This window comes from Synechococcus sp. MIT S9452 (assembly GCF_047304245.1).
In the GTDB taxonomy this organism is placed as follows: domain Bacteria; phylum Cyanobacteriota; class Cyanobacteriia; order PCC-6307; family Cyanobiaceae; genus RCC307.
Window position 1 is genome coordinate 264121 of the sequence record NZ_CP138956.1, and the last position, 18381, is coordinate 282501.

Annotated in this window: 18 protein-coding genes; 6 read left to right on the forward strand and 12 right to left on the reverse strand. The window is 62.6% G+C overall.

The features are described 5' to 3' along the window. The first annotated feature begins 12 nt into the window (after positions 1-12). Positions 13-1179 (forward strand): NAD(P)/FAD-dependent oxidoreductase, encoded by a 1167-nt coding sequence (locus SIB46_RS01320; RefSeq protein ID WP_413296754.1) that lies wholly within the window; start codon positions 13-15, stop codon positions 1177-1179. 11 nt (positions 1180-1190) lie between these two features. Here the strand turns inward: SIB46_RS01320 and psaK are convergent, their stop codons facing one another. From psaK to SIB46_RS01335, 3 genes are read right to left on the reverse strand one after another with little or no spacing between them, the layout of a single operon-like run. Continuing rightward, complete coding sequence (gene psaK, locus SIB46_RS01325; protein WP_011935805.1) at positions 1191-1466, reverse strand: photosystem I reaction center subunit PsaK; 276 nt, start codon at positions 1464-1466, stop codon at positions 1191-1193. Beyond that, positions 1463-1828 carry a DUF3593 domain-containing protein gene (locus tag SIB46_RS01330; protein ID WP_413296756.1) on the reverse strand — a complete coding sequence of 122 codons (366 nt, stop codon included), beginning with the start codon at positions 1826-1828 and terminating at the stop codon, positions 1463-1465. The genes psaK and SIB46_RS01330 overlap by 4 nt, the downstream gene beginning before the upstream one ends. Then, positions 1825-2130 carry a DUF2499 domain-containing protein gene (locus tag SIB46_RS01335; RefSeq protein WP_413296757.1) on the reverse strand — a complete coding sequence of 102 codons (306 nt, stop codon included), beginning with the start codon at positions 2128-2130 and terminating at the stop codon, positions 1825-1827. The genes SIB46_RS01330 and SIB46_RS01335 overlap by 4 nt, the downstream gene beginning before the upstream one ends. A 64-nt stretch (positions 2131-2194) precedes the next feature. Between SIB46_RS01335 and csaB the strand changes: the two genes are divergently transcribed. Continuing rightward, positions 2195-3247: a polysaccharide pyruvyl transferase CsaB gene (csaB, locus tag SIB46_RS01340; RefSeq protein WP_413296758.1), complete on the forward strand. Its 1053-nt coding sequence runs from the start codon at positions 2195-2197 to the stop codon at positions 3245-3247. Here the strand turns inward: csaB and SIB46_RS01345 are convergent. Both SIB46_RS01345 and rpmB read right to left on the reverse strand, forming a co-directional pair. Continuing rightward, the gene (locus SIB46_RS01345; protein ID WP_413296759.1) at positions 3228-3773 is read right to left on the reverse strand and encodes a peroxiredoxin; all 546 of its coding nucleotides are present in this window, start codon (positions 3771-3773) and stop codon (positions 3228-3230) included. The two genes, csaB and SIB46_RS01345, sit on opposite strands and share 20 nt — an antisense overlap. Positions 3774-3810: 37 nt before the next feature. Continuing rightward, positions 3811-4047, reverse strand: coding sequence for a 50S ribosomal protein L28 (rpmB, locus tag SIB46_RS01350; protein WP_413296760.1), 237 nt, complete (start codon positions 4045-4047; stop codon positions 3811-3813). Positions 4048-4222: 175 nt separating this feature from the next. Here rpmB and SIB46_RS01355 point away from each other — a divergent pair, with 175 nt between their 5' ends. Both SIB46_RS01355 and SIB46_RS01360 read left to right on the forward strand, forming a co-directional pair. Next, positions 4223-5737 carry an FGGY family carbohydrate kinase gene (locus tag SIB46_RS01355; protein WP_413296762.1) on the forward strand — a complete coding sequence of 505 codons (1515 nt, stop codon included), beginning with the start codon at positions 4223-4225 and terminating at the stop codon, positions 5735-5737. Next, entirely contained in the window at positions 5718-7280 is a 1563-nt protein-coding gene (locus SIB46_RS01360; protein ID WP_413297679.1) for an FAD-dependent oxidoreductase, read from the forward strand. The genes SIB46_RS01355 and SIB46_RS01360 overlap by 20 nt, the downstream gene beginning before the upstream one ends. Here the strand turns inward: SIB46_RS01360 and SIB46_RS01365 are convergent. Both SIB46_RS01365 and stpA read right to left on the reverse strand, forming a co-directional pair. Beyond that, positions 7193-8923 carry an alpha-amylase family protein gene (locus SIB46_RS01365; protein ID WP_413296763.1) on the reverse strand — a complete coding sequence of 577 codons (1731 nt, stop codon included), beginning with the start codon at positions 8921-8923 and terminating at the stop codon, positions 7193-7195. The two genes, SIB46_RS01360 and SIB46_RS01365, sit on opposite strands and share 88 nt — an antisense overlap. Before the next feature lie 69 nt (positions 8924-8992). Next, positions 8993-10192 (reverse strand): glucosylglycerol 3-phosphatase, encoded by a 1200-nt coding sequence (gene stpA / locus SIB46_RS01370; RefSeq protein WP_413296764.1) that lies wholly within the window; start codon positions 10190-10192, stop codon positions 8993-8995. A gap of 93 nt (positions 10193-10285) precedes the next feature. Between stpA and SIB46_RS01375 the strand changes: the two genes are divergently transcribed. Then, positions 10286-11797, forward strand: coding sequence for a hypothetical protein (locus tag SIB46_RS01375; RefSeq protein WP_413296765.1), 1512 nt, complete (start codon positions 10286-10288; stop codon positions 11795-11797). On the opposite strand, the gene SIB46_RS01380 is transcribed toward SIB46_RS01375, so the two are convergent. The 5 genes from SIB46_RS01380 to ggpS are packed head-to-tail and all read right to left on the reverse strand — an operon-like array spanning position 11798 to position 17244. Continuing rightward, positions 11798-12853, reverse strand: coding sequence for an ABC transporter ATP-binding protein (locus tag SIB46_RS01380; RefSeq protein WP_413296766.1), 1056 nt, complete (start codon positions 12851-12853; stop codon positions 11798-11800). It lies immediately after the preceding gene. Continuing rightward, positions 12850-13644: a carbohydrate ABC transporter permease gene (locus SIB46_RS01385; RefSeq protein ID WP_413296767.1), complete on the reverse strand. Its 795-nt coding sequence runs from the start codon at positions 13642-13644 to the stop codon at positions 12850-12852. The genes SIB46_RS01380 and SIB46_RS01385 overlap by 4 nt, the downstream gene beginning before the upstream one ends. Beyond that, complete coding sequence (locus tag SIB46_RS01390) at positions 13641-14495, reverse strand: carbohydrate ABC transporter permease (RefSeq protein ID WP_413296768.1); 855 nt, start codon at positions 14493-14495, stop codon at positions 13641-13643. Before SIB46_RS01390 ends, SIB46_RS01385 begins: the two co-directional genes overlap by 4 nt. 23 nt (positions 14496-14518) lie before the next feature. Next, a complete protein-coding gene (locus SIB46_RS01395) occupies positions 14519-15772 on the reverse strand; it encodes an ABC transporter substrate-binding protein (protein WP_413296769.1) in 1254 nt (417 codons plus the stop codon). A gap of 5 nt (positions 15773-15777) precedes the next feature. After that, positions 15778-17244, reverse strand: a complete 1467-nt coding sequence (gene ggpS / locus SIB46_RS01400; protein ID WP_413296770.1) for a glucosylglycerol-phosphate synthase — start codon at positions 17242-17244, stop codon at positions 15778-15780. 190 nt (positions 17245-17434) lie between these two features. On the opposite strand from ggpS, the gene SIB46_RS01405 reads away from it, so the two are divergent. After that, entirely contained in the window at positions 17435-18376 is a 942-nt protein-coding gene (locus SIB46_RS01405) for an NAD-dependent epimerase/dehydratase family protein (protein ID WP_413296771.1), read from the forward strand. The last annotated feature ends 5 nt before the right edge of the window (positions 18377-18381 follow it).

An 18381-nucleotide genomic window follows, 5' to 3' on the forward strand; every position in this document is an offset into this window, starting at 1 on the left:
GAGCGTTGCTCCGTGCTGGTGGTGGGAGCCGGTCCTGCGGGGGCTGAGCTCGGGCGTTGCCTGGCCAAAGCCGGCGTTGATGTCTGCGTGATTGATCGCTTGCCTGACCTGAGGCGGGCGGCCTTCAGCAGTGCTGCCATGCCGATGGGAGCTGTTGAGGAGTTTGGCTTGCCCGCCCAGGTGGTGGGTTCGCGCTGGACGAGCTGGAACTTGCTGGGGCCTAGCGGGCAGTGGCGCGCTTGGCAGCAGCAGCAGCCCTTGGGGGTGGTGCTGGATTTCGGGGCCTTGCGCTGCTGGCTCGGTGAGCAACTGCAAGCGTGGGGCGGCCGTTTGCAGTTGGGTTGGACCGCCATTGGCAGCGAATCGGCAGCCGATGGCGGGGTGATCACCCTCTGCCGTGATGCCAGCGGCGCCCGCTGCAGCATCCGCAGCGATTGGCTGATCGATGCCAGTGGTCAGCAACGGGCCTTGGTTGGCGATGGCCCCTTAGGTCCCGATCCGTTGGTGAGCGGGGTTGGCTTGGAGTGGTTGCTGCAGGTGAATCAGCAGCAGTGGTTGCGCTGGCAGGGCAGCTTGTCGTTTGTGCTGGGTTCCCAGTGGGTTCCCCAGGGCTATGGCTGGGTGTTTCCGATGCAGCCAGGTGTGCTCAAGCTTGGGGTGTGTCGTTTGTTGGACCCACGCCGCACCCAACCGGGCTTGCAAACCTTGCAGCAGCAGCTGTTGGCGCAGTTGGACTTAGCCGATGCTGAAGTGCTCGATCGCCATGGCGGTTTGATGCGCAGCCGCATTCGGCGCCAGGACTGCCACGGCCATGGCCGGCTATTGGCCCTGGGCGATGCCGTGAGTACTGGAAATTTGTTGGGGGGAGAGGGGATTCGCCATGCCATGTCCAGTGCTCGCGTGCTGGCTTCGCTGCTGCAGCATCCGCAAGCTGACCTGGTTGAGCCCTACCGCAAAGCGCTACGTCAGCAGCTCGGTTGGCGTTGGAATTTGAGCGGCCGTTTGGCCCGGCGCACCTGGCTTGGCTTGCACAGCCCCAAAGCTGATCAGCGCCTCGAGCATTGGCTCAGAGCGCTCGAAAGTTGCAGCGCGGTTGAGCTCTCCGCGCTGCTGTTTGACTATCGCTTCGAACGCTTCGGTTGGCGCGCCCTGCCCTACATGCTGGGGCTAGGGCGCTAGGGATCTGACGATCAGAGAACGCCGCTGGCAGCCAAGCCTTGGATGCTGGCGATGCCGATCACGTGACCCAGGCTGGTGGTGCCAAGCAGGGCGCCCATGCCCATGCCGCCGAAGAAGGAGCTGTTGGGCAGAGCACCGCCCTCATTGGGGTACTTGATGGTGGCTTTGCCGATGGCAATGGCCATGACGTTGCAGAGGATCATCACCAAACCAACCTTGGGGCTCCAAGCCACGGTGGCGGGAGCCAAGGCGAGCAGAGGAGACACCAATGCGGGAAACAGGGTCATGGGGAGAGGCGCCTGCAGGCAGACGGGTCAAACGGGATGTCCCCGGCATCATCCTTTGAACCTCTGGCTTTTGTGTCAGCTCGTAAGAGTTGTTCACCGCCAAAGCCCAGCAGCAAGATCAGATTGCTAAGGCTCAAAAAGGCTTCAGCCCCGCCATGGAGCCAGTCAACATTGGCCAGCTCGGCGTCATAGCGCAGCTGAGCCACCAGGGCGGCGGCAATGGTGATCGCCACAAACAGCAGGGTGAGGGCAAAGCCCACAAAAGCCAGCCGTGGAAAGCGTTGACTACGCCAGGCCCACCACAGAAACAGCAGATAGGGCAGCAGCGAGAGGGCGAAAAGAGGGGCTGCAGGATCGTTCATGCGGCCCCCTGGCGTTGGCTCCGCCAAATCCACCAAGCCGCCATGGCCAAAGCGCTATTGCCCACCAGGGTCAGCGCGGCTTGCACGGTGACCAGCCAGTGCAGCTCAGGGGCGTTATCAAATAGGTGCCATGTGCAGGCGCACAGGGCGCTCGCCAGGGCCGGCAGCATCGCCACCGCCAGCCAACGCCATTCCGGCTCGGCGCGCCGCTCTCCCCAGAGCGTCACCGCGGCAATCGCCAGCATCCACTCCAGAACAGAACTGATGTGGATCACCCAGGTGTGAAAGGAGAGAACGTGCATGAACCTCAGCGAAGATCCGTAATGTACGGGCCCTGGATTTGCCTGTGTGACGCCCTCTTCGGCCGTGTTGGCTCGTCCCCTGCTGTGCGGTTACTACGGCGAACACAACATCGGCGATGACGCCCTGTTGCAAGCGCTGTTGAGTGCGTTGCCGGCTGAGGCCAAGCCGTGCGTGACGGCAGCTGATCAACAGCAGGTGCAGCAGCGCTTTGGCGTGACCACCTGCGACCGGCGCCGTTTGCGCGCCACCTTGCGCGCCTTGGCGGACTGCGATGGGTTGATCCTCGGTGGCGGCAGCCTGCTGCAAGACAGCACCAGCTGGCGCAGCCTGCTCTATTACGCAGCCTTGATCCTCTCGGCACGGCTTCAGGGCAAGCCTGTGATCCTGTGGGCCCAAGGGCTGGGACCCTTGCGGCGGCGCCGCAGCCGTGCGCTTGCCTCACGCCTGTTGCCGCTGGTATCTGCTGCCAGTTGGCGCGACCGACAGTCGGCTGCGTTGGCCCAGCGGCTCGCCGGCGTCAGTCGTGGGATGGATCCAGTGGCTGCGGATCCGGTTTGGACCCTGCCAGCGATGCATTGGCGCGGCCGTGGCGGTCCGATCGTGCTGGCTTGGCGACCCTCAAGCCTGCTCAGCGATGCCGATTGGGGCGTGTTGCTTCAGGCCCTGAATGCCTTGGCAGAACAGAACGATCGCCCTGTGTTGTGGCTGCCACTCCATGACATCCAAGACGGAGGCTTGATGCAGCGCTTGAAGGAGCAAGAGCTGATGCCGGAGACCTTGGCGGCGCGCAGCCGCGAAATTCGATTGCAGCGCCCTGAAGAATTGATGGCTCAGGCCTCAGCTGCGGGCCTGGTGTTGGCGATGCGTCTGCATGGCTTAATCCTGGCGGCGCGCGCCGGGGCTCCGGTGTCGGCCCTGAGTTACGACCCGAAAGTGGCTGCTGCTGCTGACGCCTTGGGCTGCCCCTGGGCTGATTTGCAGCCATTGCCTTCGGCTCAAGCGCTGACAATCAGCTGGCAGCAGCAGCTTGATCACCCCCTGCCCAGTGCCGCGATCGCGGCGCAGGTCCAGTCGGCCGCGCAGCACCGAGAGCTGCTTAAACCTGCAACTCCTTGAGTGTGCTGAGCACTTCCTCGCTGTGAATCGATGGATTCACACCAACAAAGCGGGCCCGCAGGATGCCGTCGGGGTCGATCACAAAGGTGTGCCGCTGGCTGAAGGGCGGAATCCACGAGCCATAGAGCTTGCTCACCACGCCGCCGGGATCGGATAACAGCGGGAAGTCGAGCCCCTCGCTGGTGCAAAAGCTGGCGTGTTTGTCGCTGCCATCAGCGCTAACGCCCACCACCGCAGCATCAGCGGCTTTGTAGAGGCTCAAATCGCGCTGAAAGCCACGGGCTTCCAGGGTGCAGCCGCTGGTGAAATCGCGCGGATAGAAATAGAGAACGAGCCAGCTGCCGCGAAAGTCATCGCGCTGCAGACGTTGGCCCAGTGCCCCGGTTTGACCTGCTGATTCGAGATCGAAATCAGGAGCGAGTTGATCGAGTGCAGGCAAGGTGCCGCCCATCGCTGCTGCTGGGCTGGGCCGCAAGGCCAATAGGGGCAGAGCCCCGAGCAATTTGAGAACCTCTTGACGCCGCATCACAGCTGTAAAGCGACCGCCAAGCTAGGCAGCGCGCTCAGATCTTGGCGAGGTTGATGCCCATCTCTTTGGCGTAAGCGCCCAAGCCCTTTTTTTGGATGGTGCGCAGCGCTGAGGTGGAAACCCGCAGCTTCACCCAACGGTTGCCTTCGGCCCACCACAGGCGCCGCTGTTGCAGGTTCACCTGTTGCAGCTTCTTGGTGCGCACGTGGGAGTGGCTCACAGCCATGCCGTTGTTGGCGCGCTTGCCGCTGAGTTGGCAGACCCGGGACATGACTGATTCCTTCCGAACGAATTGAATCGGATGCATTGATCCGATTGGCCAATCTTTGATCAATTAGCCAAGGGCTAAGCCTACCAACTCACTTCAATCTTCAGTCAATCTCCTGCCTCAGCTGCCTGAAAGCGCAGCTGAGGCGAGTTAAGACCGGAGGGTGGTGATGCAAGGCATGGCCGAACCTCTCTTGCTGGCCCTTGATCAGGGCACCAGCAGCTCCCGCGCCGTGATTTTCGATGGCAGCGGACAGGCGTTGGCATCGGTGCAAGTGCCGTTGCCGATTGAATACCCCGCCGATGGTTGGGTGGAACAGGACCCGCTTGCGATTTGGAGCAGCCAGCTGCAAGCCATGCAGCAGCTGGAGGACCAATTGAGCCCGGAGCAGCGTGCTGCTGTGGCCGCCTGTGGCATCACCAATCAGCGCGAAACCACGGTGCTCTGGCGATCGGATCAGGGCCAACCCTGCGGCCCGGCGCTGGTCTGGCAGGACCGGCGGACCTCTTCCATTTGCCGCCACTGGCGTCAGCAGCCGGAAGCTGAGAGCTGGCAGCAGCGCACGGGGCTGGTGCTCGACCCCTATTTCAGTGCCAGCAAGGTGCAGTGGCTGCTGCAGAACAGCGCCGAGGCGGCTGCAGCCCAGGCCGATGGCAGCCTGCGCTTTGGCACCGTTGACAGTTGGTTGCTGTGGCAGCTGACCGCAGGCTCGGTGCACGCCACCGACCTCAGCAATGCCAGCCGCACCTTGCTGTTGGATCTCGACCGTGGCTGTTGGCTGCCAGAGGCCTGTGAGCGTGTGGGTTTATCGGCCTCAGCCCTGCCGGAGCTCAAGCCCTGCCGCAGCCATTTCGGCTTCATCGCGGCAGGCCTGCCCTTTGCCGGGGTGCCAATCACCGCCCTGTTGGGGGATCAACAGGCCGCCAGTTTTGGTCAGCTGTGCTTGGAGCCTGGCCAAGCCAAATGCACCTATGGAACGGGCGCTTTTCTGGTTATCAATGTGGGGTCAACGCCTGTGCGCGCACCCGGGGGCTTGCTCAGCACCGTGGGATGGACCGAGGCCGATGGCAGCACCACCTATTGCATCGAAGGCAGCCTCTTCAACGCCGGAACCGTTGTCCAATGGCTGCGCGATGGCTTGGGGCTGATTCCTAACTCAGCGGCGATTGAGGAGTTGGCCGCTTCGGTGGATAGCGCTGGTGAACTAATGCTGGTGCCCGCCTTCACCGGTTGGGGCACTCCCCACTGGGATCCCGAAGCCCGTGGACTCATGATTGGGTTGACCCGAGACACCGGGCCCGGCCAAATCGCCCGTGCGGCCCTCGAGGGCATTGCCTTGGCGGTCACAACGCTGATGCAACTGGCTGAGCAAGCCTTGGGACAGCCGCTCCAAGAGCTTGCAGTCGATGGTGGCGCCGCCGCCTCCGATCTCCTGCTGCAGGCTCAAGCCAATAGCAGCGGCGTGCCCGTGCGCCGGCCCGATCAGTTGGAGAGCACGGCCTTGGGTGTTGCCCTGCTGGCTGGTCTTTCCGCTGGATGTTTGAGCGATCTCAATTCCGTGCGCCAAGCCCGTGCTGCCGGTAGCCGCCGCTTTGATCCGTTGATGGATGCGGCCGAGCGTGAACGCTGGCTGCAGCGCTGGGACAGTGCCGTTGATCGTTGCTTGGAGTGGCATGGCGATGCCCTGCGCTGATCTGCTGATCGTTGGCGGTGGCTCCAGTGGCGCAGCCCTGGCCTATGAGGCGGTGCGCCGCGGGCTCAAGGTCACCCTGCTGGAGGCTGAAGATCCAGCGGTTGGCACCAGTTCTCGCAGCACGAAGTTGCTTCACGGCGGTGTGCGCTACCTGGAGCTTGCCGTCAAAAAAGCAGATCCCGCCCAGTTCAAGTTGGTGCGTGAAGCCCTTGTTGAACGGGGGCACTGGATCCGCCAGGCGCCCTTTCTGGCCCACACACTCAATTTGGTGCTGCCGACCGAGGGGCTGATCGAGCGCAGCTACTACCGCCTTGGGCTTGGGTTTTACGACCTGCTGGCTGGTTCAGCTGGGCTTGGAGCCACCAGCAGCCTCAATGCCGAGGGGGTGCAGCGCGCCTTCCCTGGGTTGGATCGCCGCTTCAACGGCGGTGTCCGTTACAGCGATGGGCAGTTCAACGATGCGCGCTTGAACCTGCTGATGTTGCTTACGGCGGCACAAGCGGGCCTCGAGGTGGTGCGGGATTGCCGTGTTGTGGGCTTTGAACGCACCGATGGTCGCCTCAGTGCCGCCATCAGCGAAGGCCCAGGGGGCGAGCAGCAACGCTGGCCGGCTCGCGTGATCGTGAATGCCACTGGAATCGCTGCCGATCAGCTGCGGTTGCTGGCTGAGCCTGACGCTGAAGCGCGGTTGCTGGTGAGCCGCGGCACCCACTTGGTGTTGAGGGGCAATCTCTGCGCCGGCGGCGATGGCCTCTTGATTCCGCGCACCAGTGACGGCCGCGTGCTGTTTTTGTTGCCATTTTTTGGCCGCACGCTGCTGGGAACCACCGACATCCCCTGCCCAGCGGCTGAAGCCACGAAGGTGTCTGATCAAGAGCGCACCTACCTGCTCGAGTACCTGGCTCGCTGGTTCCCCGATGGCACCACCGCTGAGGTGGGCAGTGCTTGGGCGGGTGGCCGGCCCTTGATTCGCGCCGCCGGGAGCTCCGCCTCCAGTAGTCGTTTGGTGCGAGAGCACGAGGTGGAACAGCTGCCCAGTGGACTGATCAGTCTTTTGGGTGGCAAATGGACCACCTGCCGGGTGTTGGCCCTCGATGCACTGCAAGTGGTGCTGGCCCGTCTGGGTGGACCTGAGCCGGTAGCCAAGCCTCTACCGCTGCTTGGCAGTGCTGCCGATTCAGATCAAACCGTTCCGCAGTTGTTGGCGCTGCGGCCACGGCTGCAGCAACAGTTGCCCGATCACCCGCAACAAGGCGCTCAGGCCGACCATCTGATCGCGAGCTATGGCCTGCGGGCTGAGGAGGTGATTCACCACGCCAGGCATCCCACTGAGCTGGAACCGCTGAGCGAGGTGTTGCCCATTTGCCGCGCTGAGTGGCGCTTCAACATCGCTCAGGAGTGGGCAACTACCGCCACTGATCTGCTGAGCCGCCGCAGCCGCTTGGCGTTACTGGATCAGCAAGAAACCGCCAGGCTGTCGGCGATGGCGTCGGAGTTGCTGCTGGATTCGGGCTCCACATCGCCGATCAACCACCAGCAGTAGTCGTAGGCCGAGAGGTAGGCGAACCAATGCTCACTGGCAACAGGAAAGGGGCAGCCACCGAGCACCTCGCGCACCTGTTGCCCTTGCCAAGCGCTCAGATCCAGCCGCGTGGAGGCGGGATTGCCGCTGAGATTGACCGCCACCAGGATGGTCATCTCCTCGGATTGGCGGATGTAGCTGATCACTCCTGGGTGGGAGTTCTCCAGTAATTGGAAGTCGCCATGCCGCAGGGCAGGGAGCAAGCGGCGGCTGAGCAGGGTGTGGCGGTGCCAGTTCAAGAGCGAGCCCTGCAGGCTCTTCTGCACGGCCACATTCATCATCTGGCAGTTGTACCCAGGCCGGGTGATGGGGGGCAGCACCAGCAGAGGGTCGGGTGCCTTGGAGAAGCCACCGTTGCGCTCTGATGTCCAGGCCATCGGCGTGCGATTGGCGTCCCGATCCCTGAGGCCGGGGTAGTCCCCCATGCCCAGTTCATCGCCGTAGTAGATGCAGGGCATGCCCGGCAGGCTGTAGAGCAGAGCGTGCAGCGCTTTGTTTGGGCGCGGATCGCCGTTGAGCAATGGTGAGAGCCGGCGGTTGATGCCCCAGTTCAGCCAATGGCCTTCGGCATTGGGGAAGCCCTCGCGGACGCGGTCGACGATCTCCTCGGGCACCAGGTGGCCATCGCCGAGCCAGAGCTCGTCGTGATTGCGGAGCGGTAGCGCCCAGCGGCAACCGGCATTCAATTGACGAAACTCCGACAGGAAGGTCTGCAGAGCACTCACCTCTCCGTGTGCCACCGCGGCGAAGAGGTGGGCCGTGAGGGCGAAATTGAAGGCTGAGTGCAGTTCGTCGTCAGCGACGTATGGCATCGCTTCATGCACAGGTTGGATGGCCTCAGCTAGCAGCAGCACCTCCTCACGGCCCAATTGCTCGCAGCGTTCTTTGGCCCTGCTGCGCAGCCGGCGCAGGAACGCATGGGTTTCAGGCAGCCCTTCGCAGCGCGTGCCTTCCCTTTCAAAGAGGAAGGGGATGGCATCGAGCCGAAAACCATCAATGCCTCGATCAATCCAAAAATCGAGGACATCGAGCATCGCCTCTTGAACCTGAGGATTGTCGTAGTTGAGATCGGGTTGGTGCCGCAGGAACCGATGCAGGTAGTACTGGCCAGCGACCGGGTCCCACTGCCAATTCGAGTCTTCGAAATGGCGGAATAGAACAGGCGCTTCGCTGTAACTCTTGTCGTCGTCGCGCCAGACGTAGAAGTTGCGCTCGGGGGAGCCGCGCTCAGCCCAACGCGCACGCTGGAACCACAGATGCATGTCACTGGTGTGGTTCAGCACCAGATCGAAGAGCACCTTTAAGCCCAGCTCATGGGCATGACGAATCAGGGTGTCGAGAGCCTGGAGATCACCGAGGTCGGGATGGACCGATTTGTAGTCGGTGATGTCGTAGCCGCCGTCGCGCAGCGGTGAATCACAGATGGGGGTCATCCAGACCGCATCCACGCCAAGCCAGTGGAGGTAGTCCAGCCGCTGTTTGAGCCCGTCGAGGTCTCCAATGCCGTCGCCATTGCCATCGGCGAAGCAGCGGGGGATCAGTTCGTAGATCACTGACCCCTCCCACCAATGGGAGGCGAGTTCAGCTGCGGAGTTGGTAGGCATGGAGCGGGCACCCTCGGCGAGGGTCTGTATCTGGAATAGACCCGCCTTGCCTTGCTTGTCAGTAGTTCGTTAGGCCCCTAGTTCGGTGGCGAGTTGCTTGAACCAGGCCACATAGGCATCAGGCCCGCCTGGAACGAGCACATCGGGCTTGAGGGGATCCTCGGGATCGCTTAAGCCCTTGAGTTCTGGGTCTTGCAAGCTGGGGCGATCCACTTCGCCAGCGCTGCTGTCCACCAGCACGACACGGTTGCTGCGGCCGAAGGGGTGACCCAGCTCCTGCAGCAAGGTCAAAAAGCCCCGATCGCTGCCGCCGCGGCGCCAGCCGCCCTGGCCATCGGGTTCTGAGGTGATGGTGTCGCCCACCCCCACCAGCAGAGGCATCTGCTCAATGGGGATGTTGCGCTGACAGAGCTCCAGCAACTGGGCGTGATCAGCTGGGGCACTGCGGGCGTTGAAATCCTCCCCAAGTGGGGCGGTGCCCGTGCGTTTGGCGATGTGTTGGTTGATCAGGGCCAAGAGCCCGGCCTCCTTCACAGCACCGCGCAACATGAACTGAACATCGGTGGTGCCGACATTGCCTGGCGTGGCTGGCTTGGGCAGTTCCACCCCATCGCTGCTGCCCAGGTTGGGGGCCAGGTGCAAGAAAAAGCAGGCCTCTTGGCCATCGGCTTCCGCTTGCGCCAGCAGGGTTTGCATTAAGGCCAAGCTGCGCTGCTGCAGCAGCAGCTGCCGCTCCACATCCCCGCTGAAGCGGCTGAATAGGGCATTGAGGTTGATGGTGGGGCTCAGGGGGTTCGCCAGGATCGTGCGTTCATACAGCGCCTTGCGCTCCGCCTCGCTCAGTTCCGGCAGCAGGGGTGTGAGCTGCTCGCGTAGGCCCTCCAAAATTTTTGCTGGGAGGGCATCCAAGGTGGCCAGCTCAGCGTCGCTGATGCCGGGATAGGTGATCTGGCCAAAGCGGTCTTGCCGCTGCACACCACCGGCTGCTAATCCCGGCAGGTAGAGCCCCTCGTTGGCTGGGTCGGCAATGCCGGCAAGGGCTCTCTCCACCAGGGGGTTCACGCCACGAAGGCCGGCGTGCTCGCCGTTGGTGAGCACGCAAAAGCGACCCTGAAGCCGTGCCGCTGAGCGGATGTAGGCCGCTGGCATGACCCTGGTCAGTGGATCGAGCACCAGCGGCATGCAGACCCCATCAAGGTCTTGCACCATCAGCCAGTCCTGTTGGTGCCGCAGTTCTTCCAGCAGGGCCTCGAGGCTCAAGTTGGCCATGGACGGACGCTGGCAGGGAGATCAACGAGGATGGTGCGATGCACCTGCTCGGTCAAGACCTCAGCAGGTGGTTTGAACGGTTGTAGGTGCGTTTTGAAGAACGGCTTTTTTGAATCCAGCCTTGATCCCAGTCGCATCCGCGATCGCCTGCTGGAGCTCGAGAACGGCAAGGTTGGCTTTTACAGCGTTGGGCTGTATCCGATTTCGCTGGCGTACAACTGCGCCATGCAGACAGCGGATCCTCAGCTGCTGCTGGCGCCGCGACCTGGCCGCGCTCTTTTGGGGGCCTTCTCCAAAGACGACATTGCCGGCATGGATCCGGACCATTTGGCCACCGTTGAGGCCATGGGCTCCCACTTGGATGGCTCCGAGCGGGTTCCCAACACCCTGGAGGATCTGATTCGGCGTTGTGAGCTGGTTGTCCTGAGTTCGAACAGCAACCACGTGGAAGACGATCTGCAGGAAGCCATCGCCGTGCGCGAAGCCCTGCAGCGGGAGCATGTGGTGCTGGCCTGTTTAGCGGGGTCCTTCACCCACGATCCGATCGCCAATGAGGCCTATGTGCTCTGCGATAAGACCCCGAACTTGGCCTTCTTTTCGGGCTTTCATCGTCATGGCGCCCTGCGCAACCCGCTCGATAGCTTCACAGCCAATTTCTGTCATCCCGATGCGCTCTCGGCACTGCTGGGGGCACGGATGCTCGATCGCCTCTCGCCGAACATTCAGGTGTCACCGGGTGTGCACAACATCGAGGGGCAGTACATCAAGGCTGCCAAGAACATGGCCTCGATCTTTGCGGGCTTTGGCTACACCTTTCACTCAGAAAACCCCGGTGTCCTGCCCACCCTGCTGACGCTGTTGCTGGAGCAGTGTCTTGATCAGGCCGCCACGGTCTCCATCTCGCGGCGTGATCGTCAGCGTCTGTACCACCGGCAGGCCATCGCCCTGACGGAGTTGGGCTACGGCGTTCAGCGCATTGAAGCCGCCTTGGTGCGCGACGGAGATATGGAGAAGGTGCGCGACCACACGTTCTCCCAGCTCACAGCGATGGTGGCTGATGTCCGCGGCAGCATGATGCCGCCCACCATCGGTAACCCAACGCGAAATTTTCAGGCTGGGGTGCAGCTGGCTCTTCAGATGCGGCAGCTCGGCCGCTGCCCCAATGGCATCGAAGAGTTGGAGCAATGGTGTGAAGACGCGGGCATTGCCAAAGGCGGTCTCGAAGGCCTGCGCTCACTGCGCTATTGGCCGCAGATCGTTCGTCAATACGGCATTGCCGTGCACGATGCCTCGCTCATCAATCTGCTGTACATGGCTGTGTTTGGCCGCCAGGCCTCCAAAGAATCAGCCTTTGAGGTGATGACACAAAGCCGTGAGCTGAGCAATTACTGCCAGGAATCGGTGCGTCCCACCCACAGCCGGCGCTACGCCGAGGCGTTGCAAAACCTGGATAACCCTGCCGCCATGGATTTGGTGGTGAGCGCTGTGGTGGCTGCTCTGGCCAGGCGCTCGAAGGATGACGGAAGTTTTGTCGACGATGCCAGTGACGACGACGACATGCCGGCCTATCTCAAAGCGATGAATGTGATCGAGACTGTGTGGTGATCACGAGGGCTCGATCCGTTCCCCCGATCGATCATCGAAGCTGAGTGCTTCGCCTCGGCTCCATTGCACCTCCAGGTGGGCTCCAGGTTGCAGCCCAGCGGCCAGCGTGTCGCTGCTGGGACGCATCACTTTGAGTGGGCCGTTGGCACTGCTGAGATGGAGCAACAAGCGGTCGCCTAGCCACTCGCGGGTTGTGAGCTGGGCGCTGAGGCTGGCTTTGGTTGACGCTGGCGCAGCTCCAGCTGGTGCCAAGCGCAGTTGTTCAGGGCGCAGACCAATCAGCTGGCCGGGACGCAGCGACAGCAGGTTGATCGATGGATTGCCGAGGAAGCCCGCCACAAAGCTGTTGGCTGGGCGGCGGTAGAGCTCTTCGGCCGTTCCCACCTGCTGCAGCTGCCCCCGCTCCAGCACAGCGATCCGATCAGCCAATCCCATGGCTTCATGTTGATCGTGGGTCACGTAGATCACCGGGGCGCCAATGCTGCGCAGGATGTGCTGCAGCTCGGCGCGGAGTTCCTCGCGCAGCTTGGCGTCGAGGTTGCTCATCGGTTCATCGAGCAGCATCAAGCGCGGCCGGCGCAAGAGGGCGCGGCCGAGTGCAACCCGTTGCCGCTGGCCCCCCGACAGCCCTGCGGGCTTGCGGTGGCGCAGGTCTTGGAGCTGCAGCAGATCGAGAACCCGGTTGATCTCTTCTTTGATGAGCTCGGGCCTTGTGCCCCGCAGTTCGGGGCCGAGGCTGAGGTTGCGCTCCACGCTCAGGTGGGGATAGAGCGCGTAGCTCTGGAACACCAAGGCCACCCCACGATCGGCTGGTGGGGTTGTGGTGATGTCGTCGTCGCCCAGCAGGATCTGCCCGCTGCTGGCTGGATCGAGTCCCGCGAGCAGGCGCAAGGTGGTGCTTTTGCCGCAGCCACTTGGTCCCAGCAGGGCAAGGATCTCCCCTGGTTGAACCGTCAAGCTGAGTGACTCCAGTAGCTGCTGGCGACCCACACGCCGCCCGAGCTGTTGCAGTTTGAGGGCTCCCTTGCCCCCGTTGTTGTTGGTTGATGCGGTCATCCCTTAATGGCTCCTTGGGTGAGGCCGCTAACGATCTGCCGCTGAAACACAAGCACCAACACGATGAGCGGAATGCTGCCGAGAACGGTGGCCGCCGCAAATCCCCCATAGGGAACGGTGAATACCGAGGACCCTGCGATCCTTGCCATCGCCGGGGCCAAGGTGAGCAGATCAGCGCGGCTGAGCCAGGTCAGCGCGATGGGGTATTCGTTCCAGCAAAACAGGAAGATCAGCAGGGAGGCGCTGGCGATGGCAGGTGCCATCAGCGGCAGCAGCACCCAGCGCAGACGCTGCCAGAGCCCCAGACCTTCCAGGCGAGCGGCTTCCTCAAGCTCGGGCGGGATGTCCCGAAATGAAGCCTGCAGCAGCAGGATTGCCAACGGCAGGCTCAATCCGGTGTAGGGGAGGCTCAGGGCTAGCAGGTTGTTGCCCAGGTGCAGATCGCGCGCCACCTGCAGCAGCGCCAAGAACAACAGCACGTAGGGGAAGGCCGCTGCAATGGCGACCAGCACGTTGACGTTGCGAGCGGTTTTGCGGCCCAGCCGGCTGAGCCCATAGGCGCAGGGCACCGCCACCACCAAGGTGAGCAAGGTGGAGCTCAAACCCACCACGCCGCTGTTGAGCAAGTAGCGCCAAAAGGGAGGATTGCCCCCAAGCAGGGCCTGGTAGTGCTCGAGCGTCCAGCCTCCCTGCATGGGATTGCCGGTGAGCGTGGCATTGGGCCGAAAGGATGTGTAGAGCTGCCAGAGCATCGGGCCCAGGCTCCAGAGAATCAGCAGCAACCTGTTCATCGTTGCCCTCCTGCCCACCGCGGCCGGCTGACCAGCCATAGCAGCACGGCTCCACCACTGAGCAGCAGCATCAACACAAACGCCGCCAGCATCAGCGTGGCGCTGTAGCCGAAATCGAGAAAGCGCATGGCATTGATGTAGGCGTAGAGCGCCAAGCTTTCGGTGCTGCCGGCTGGGCCGCCTGCCGTGAGCACCTGCACCAGATCAAACACGCCTAGGGCCTGCGCTAAACGAAACAAGACCGCGATCAAGATGTAGGGGGAGAGCAAGGGCAAGGTGATTCGCCGCAAGCTCTGCCAGCGGTTGGCACCCTCTAAGGCCGCCGCCTCATAGAGATCCTCTGGGATGGTTTGCAGGCCAGCCAACAGCAGCAGGGCCACAAACGGTGTGGTCTTCCAGGTGTCTGCCCACACCATGCTGAGCCAGGTGATGGAGGGGTCACCCAAAAACGACACGGTGGGAAGACCCAGCTGGGCCAGCAGCAGATTGATCGGGCCAAAGGGATCGTTGAAGATCCAGCGCCAACCCAACGCCATCACTGTGGTGGGCAGGGCCCAGGGCAGCAGGCTCACGGTGCGCAGCAGCGTTCGGCCCCGCAGCGGCTGATTCAAGAGCAGGGCAACGGCCAAACCGAGCACCAACTCCAGCCCCACCGAGCAGAGGCCGAACCGCAAGGTTTGAAAGGCGTCTTGCCAGAAGCGACCGTCCTGCAGCAGGCGCTGCCACTGGGCCAACCCCACTGGTTGGGGCTCCAGTTCGGTCAGCACCGTTTGGGCCTGCGTGCTGAGCCAGGCGTACTGCAGCATCGGCAGGGCGAAGACCGCCAAGAGCAGCAGCAACGCCGGTGCCATCAGCAGCCACAGCCGTTGGCGTCTCAAATCTCACCTCCCACGGTTCGGCGCAGCTGCAGCGTTTGCTCCTGCAATTGCTCCATCCCCAGCTGCGGGCTCACCCGGCCGGTGAACACCCGGCTGAGCTCGCGGTAGAGCAGGTCGCTGATCTGGGCATAGACCGGCGTCAAGGGGCGAAGCACGGCATCGGCTAGGGCGACCTCCAGCTCCGGGAGCTCAGGGTGAGCGGCCACCAGCTTGGGATTGCGGAACACCGCTTGGCGGGTTGGGGTGTAGCCAAAGTCTTCGTAGAGCCGGGTTTGGCTCTCCTCACTGGTGAGGAATTGCAGGGCTTCGATCGCGGCGCGCTTGTGCTGGCTGCCCTTGGTGAGGGCGAGCCCCCAGCTGCCCTGGGTTGCCACGTGGGGCTGGCCTGGCTCTGCCACCATCGTGGTGATGCCCACCTTGCCGGCCAAGGCGCTGCCAGCACGGTTCAGTTCGTTCCAGGCGTAGGGCCAGTTGCGCATGAAGGCGGCCTGGCCAGCGGCGAACATTTGCAACGACTGCGGTTCGGCCATGGTGACCACCGATGGCGGTGAAATCCCCTGGCGGATCAATCCCTCCAGCCAGCCTGCGGCTGCCACGGCTTCCTTGCTGTCGAGTGTTGGGCTGCCATCGACGATCCAGCGGCCACCAAAGCCCCGCAGCATTTCGAGAAAGACCGTGCTCAGGCCCTCGTACTGCCGGCCTTGCCAGACATAGCCCCAGCGAATCGCACCACTGGATTGCAGCTCGCGGCTGATCTGCGCCAATTCCGTTGGCGTGCGCGGCGGAGCCGGCATGAGATCCGTGCGCCAATACAGCAACCCCATCGAGGCCACCATGGGGAAGCGCCAGAGGTGGCCACCGAAGGCATTGCCCAAATCAGCGCCAGGAGCCAGGGGAGCCATGGCGTCATCACCAAGCCAGCCCTCAAGTGGTTCCAGCCAGCCGGCAGCCACGTATTTCGGCGTCCAGGTGACATCCATGAGCAGCAGGTCGTAGGGGCTGCTGCCCAGCAGCAAACTGCTGATCGCCAGATCCGACACCGATTCAGTGTCGAGCGGTCCTCGGGTGACCTCCAGGCGGATGTGGGGATGGCTGGCGTTGAACTCCCGCACCAGGGGTGCACTGGCATCGGCAAAGGATGCCGGCATCAAGACTGAGACCGGGATCGTGGCTGCTGGTACACCCGTTGCCATCAGCAGCAGGGTGATGCCGGCTAGCAGCACTCCCAGCAACCGGCGGCGCAGCATCATCGGCCCTAGTGCTCGAGCGCGTTGAGCTGCTCGCTGGCCCAGTTGGCGACGCTCAAGGTGTCAACGGCACGTTCCATGCGTTCCATGCGCGCGCGCTGCTCGTCCACAGGCATCATCAGCGCGGCGTCGATGGCTTCGTCCATGCGCCGGTGGGAGTAGGGGTTGGTGAGGATCGCCCCATCGACAACCACCGAGGCGCCGGTGAACTCCGACAACACCAAACTGCCGCCCTGGCCCTTGCGGGCCGCCACGTATTCCTTGGCCACGAGATTCAGCCCGTCCCGTAGTGGTGTGATCCAGCAGATGTCAGAGGCGGCAAACCAGGCCACGATTTCCTCGTAGGGAATCCGCTGGGTGGTCAGTCGAATCGGAACCCAATCGATGCGGCCGAAGCGACCGTTGATCCGGCCCACGGTCTCTTCAATGCTGCGTTGGGTGTCTTCGTAGACCTTCATGCCGGTGTTGGCCGCGACGCAGGCAAGCATCAGCACCACATCGCCATGCATCTCAGGGCGCCGTTCGAGCAGACGCTCGTAAGCCAGCAGTAGCTCTTCGTTGCCTTTGGTGTAGTCCACCCGGCTGGCGGAGATGATCAGCTTGCGACCTTTCTTGGTGTCGCGCTCGATGTCTTTGATCAGGTCCTGAACGTGGGCTGAGTCCCGTAGGGCTTGGATCACCTCTGGGCTTGTGCCAACAGGTGTGGAGACCAGCTGCACGGTGCGGCCTTGATAGCGAATCCACGGGGTGCAGTCAGGTTGGGCCAGTGCGCTGCCATGACGCAGGAAATGGGATGACACCTTTTCTCGGGGCCCCCGCTCGACGGCCAACAAGCTGGAGGCGGCACGGCTGAAGTTTTCGGCGTAGCGAGGGATGTGAAAACCCACCACATCACAGGCCAGCAGGCTGCTGATGATTTCTTCTCGCCAAGGAAGGATGCCGAACACATCGGCGCTGGGGAACGGTGTGTGGTGGAAGAATCCGACCTTCACATCCGGTCGTTGCTGGCGGATGTAACCCGGTGCCAGCCAAAGGTTGTAGTCGTGCACCCAGATGCAGGCACCCGGTGCGGCTTCATTGCAAGCGGCCTCGGCAAAGCGCCGATTCACCTCCTGAAATGTGGCCCAGTCGGCGTTGTTGACGTTGAAGTGGCTGGGGAAGGTGTGCAGGATCGGCCAGGCCGACTCCTTCGAGGTCACGTGATAGAAGCTTGAGATCTGCTGCTGTTGCAGCGGAATCCGGCGGAGCCTGATCGTCAGTGGCTCTTCGATAACCGTTGTTTCATCTTCGCCGTTGTTGTCTTCGTCTTGGCGCCAAGCGATCCAGGTGCCCGAGGGGTGATCTCGGAACAGGTTGCGCAGGGTTGGGATGATGCCGTTGGGGCTTTTTTGGTCTTGCCAGCTGCGGTTCCCGTCCGCGTCGATGACCTCATCGAAGGGTGAGCGGTGGTAAACGAGAACAAACGAGCTCGGCACGCAGTCAGGTTGTAAACGGCGGATATAGAGGAACTTCGCGCCCCCAACGCAAAGCGCTGAGGAATGATCCAGACCTCGACTCGTACACCATCGACCCGCGGCCTGGTTGCTGTCAAACCCAGGATTTGGTCAAAGCGGTAACCGCACTGACGCTTGCGGCCGAATATCGTTTACAAAAAGAAAGAAAGTCATGGCCCTCGACCTGGCCGGCCTCTATCAACGCCTCCAGGCTGAACAACGGCCGACGCTCCCGAGTGGTGAACACCGCGCTGTTGTTGGCTGCGGCTATGTGGGGCGCCGGCTGGTGAACGGTTGGAGTGATGAAGGCCACACCGTGACGGCCACCACACGCCGCGATTCGCGGCTGCATCAGTTGCGGGCCCATGTTGATCAAGCGGTGCTGTTCGACTCAGAAGCCAGCAGCAACGACCTGTCGTTCCTGGGCGATGTTGATGTCTTGGTGGTCTCCTTGGCTCCCACTGGTCAACAACATGTCTGCGTTGAGGCCTACGAATCGGTTTACCGCCGCGGCATTGAGATGCTTTGCGAGGGGATCGCCAACCGCCCCTCCAATCGGCCGCTGCAAATCATCCACCTCAGCAGCTGCGGGCTCTATGGCAATCGCGATGGTGCATTGACCTCAGAGCACATGGGCTTGGATCTCAATCACCCGGTGAATGCTTTGCTTGCTGGCGCCGAGCAACAGCTCCAGTCCCTGCGTAGTGACGAGATCAACGTCTGCACCCTGCGCCTTGGTGGCATTTATGGCCCCGATCGTGAGATCCCCGAATGGCTTGTGGCCGCTGCAGGCCAGTGCGTTGAGCGCAATGGAGACCATGTCCCCTGCTGGGTTCATGTGGATGACGTGGTGCAGGCGGTGAACCTGGCGGCGGAGCAGAAGCTCAACACCACCTTGAACGTTGTGGATGACATCAAGCTCTCCAAGCGCGCCATCACCGATCAGCTGTGCGAAGCCATCGGTTGTGCTCCGGTGATTTGGATGGGATCGAGCCAAGACGAGCGCATCTTGCATGCCGCCATCTCAAATCAGTCGTTGAAAGACCTGGGTTTCCAGCTGCAGCACCCTTCGATGCTGCAGTGGTATCTCAAGCGCCGCGCTGCTTCGGTCTGAGCCCC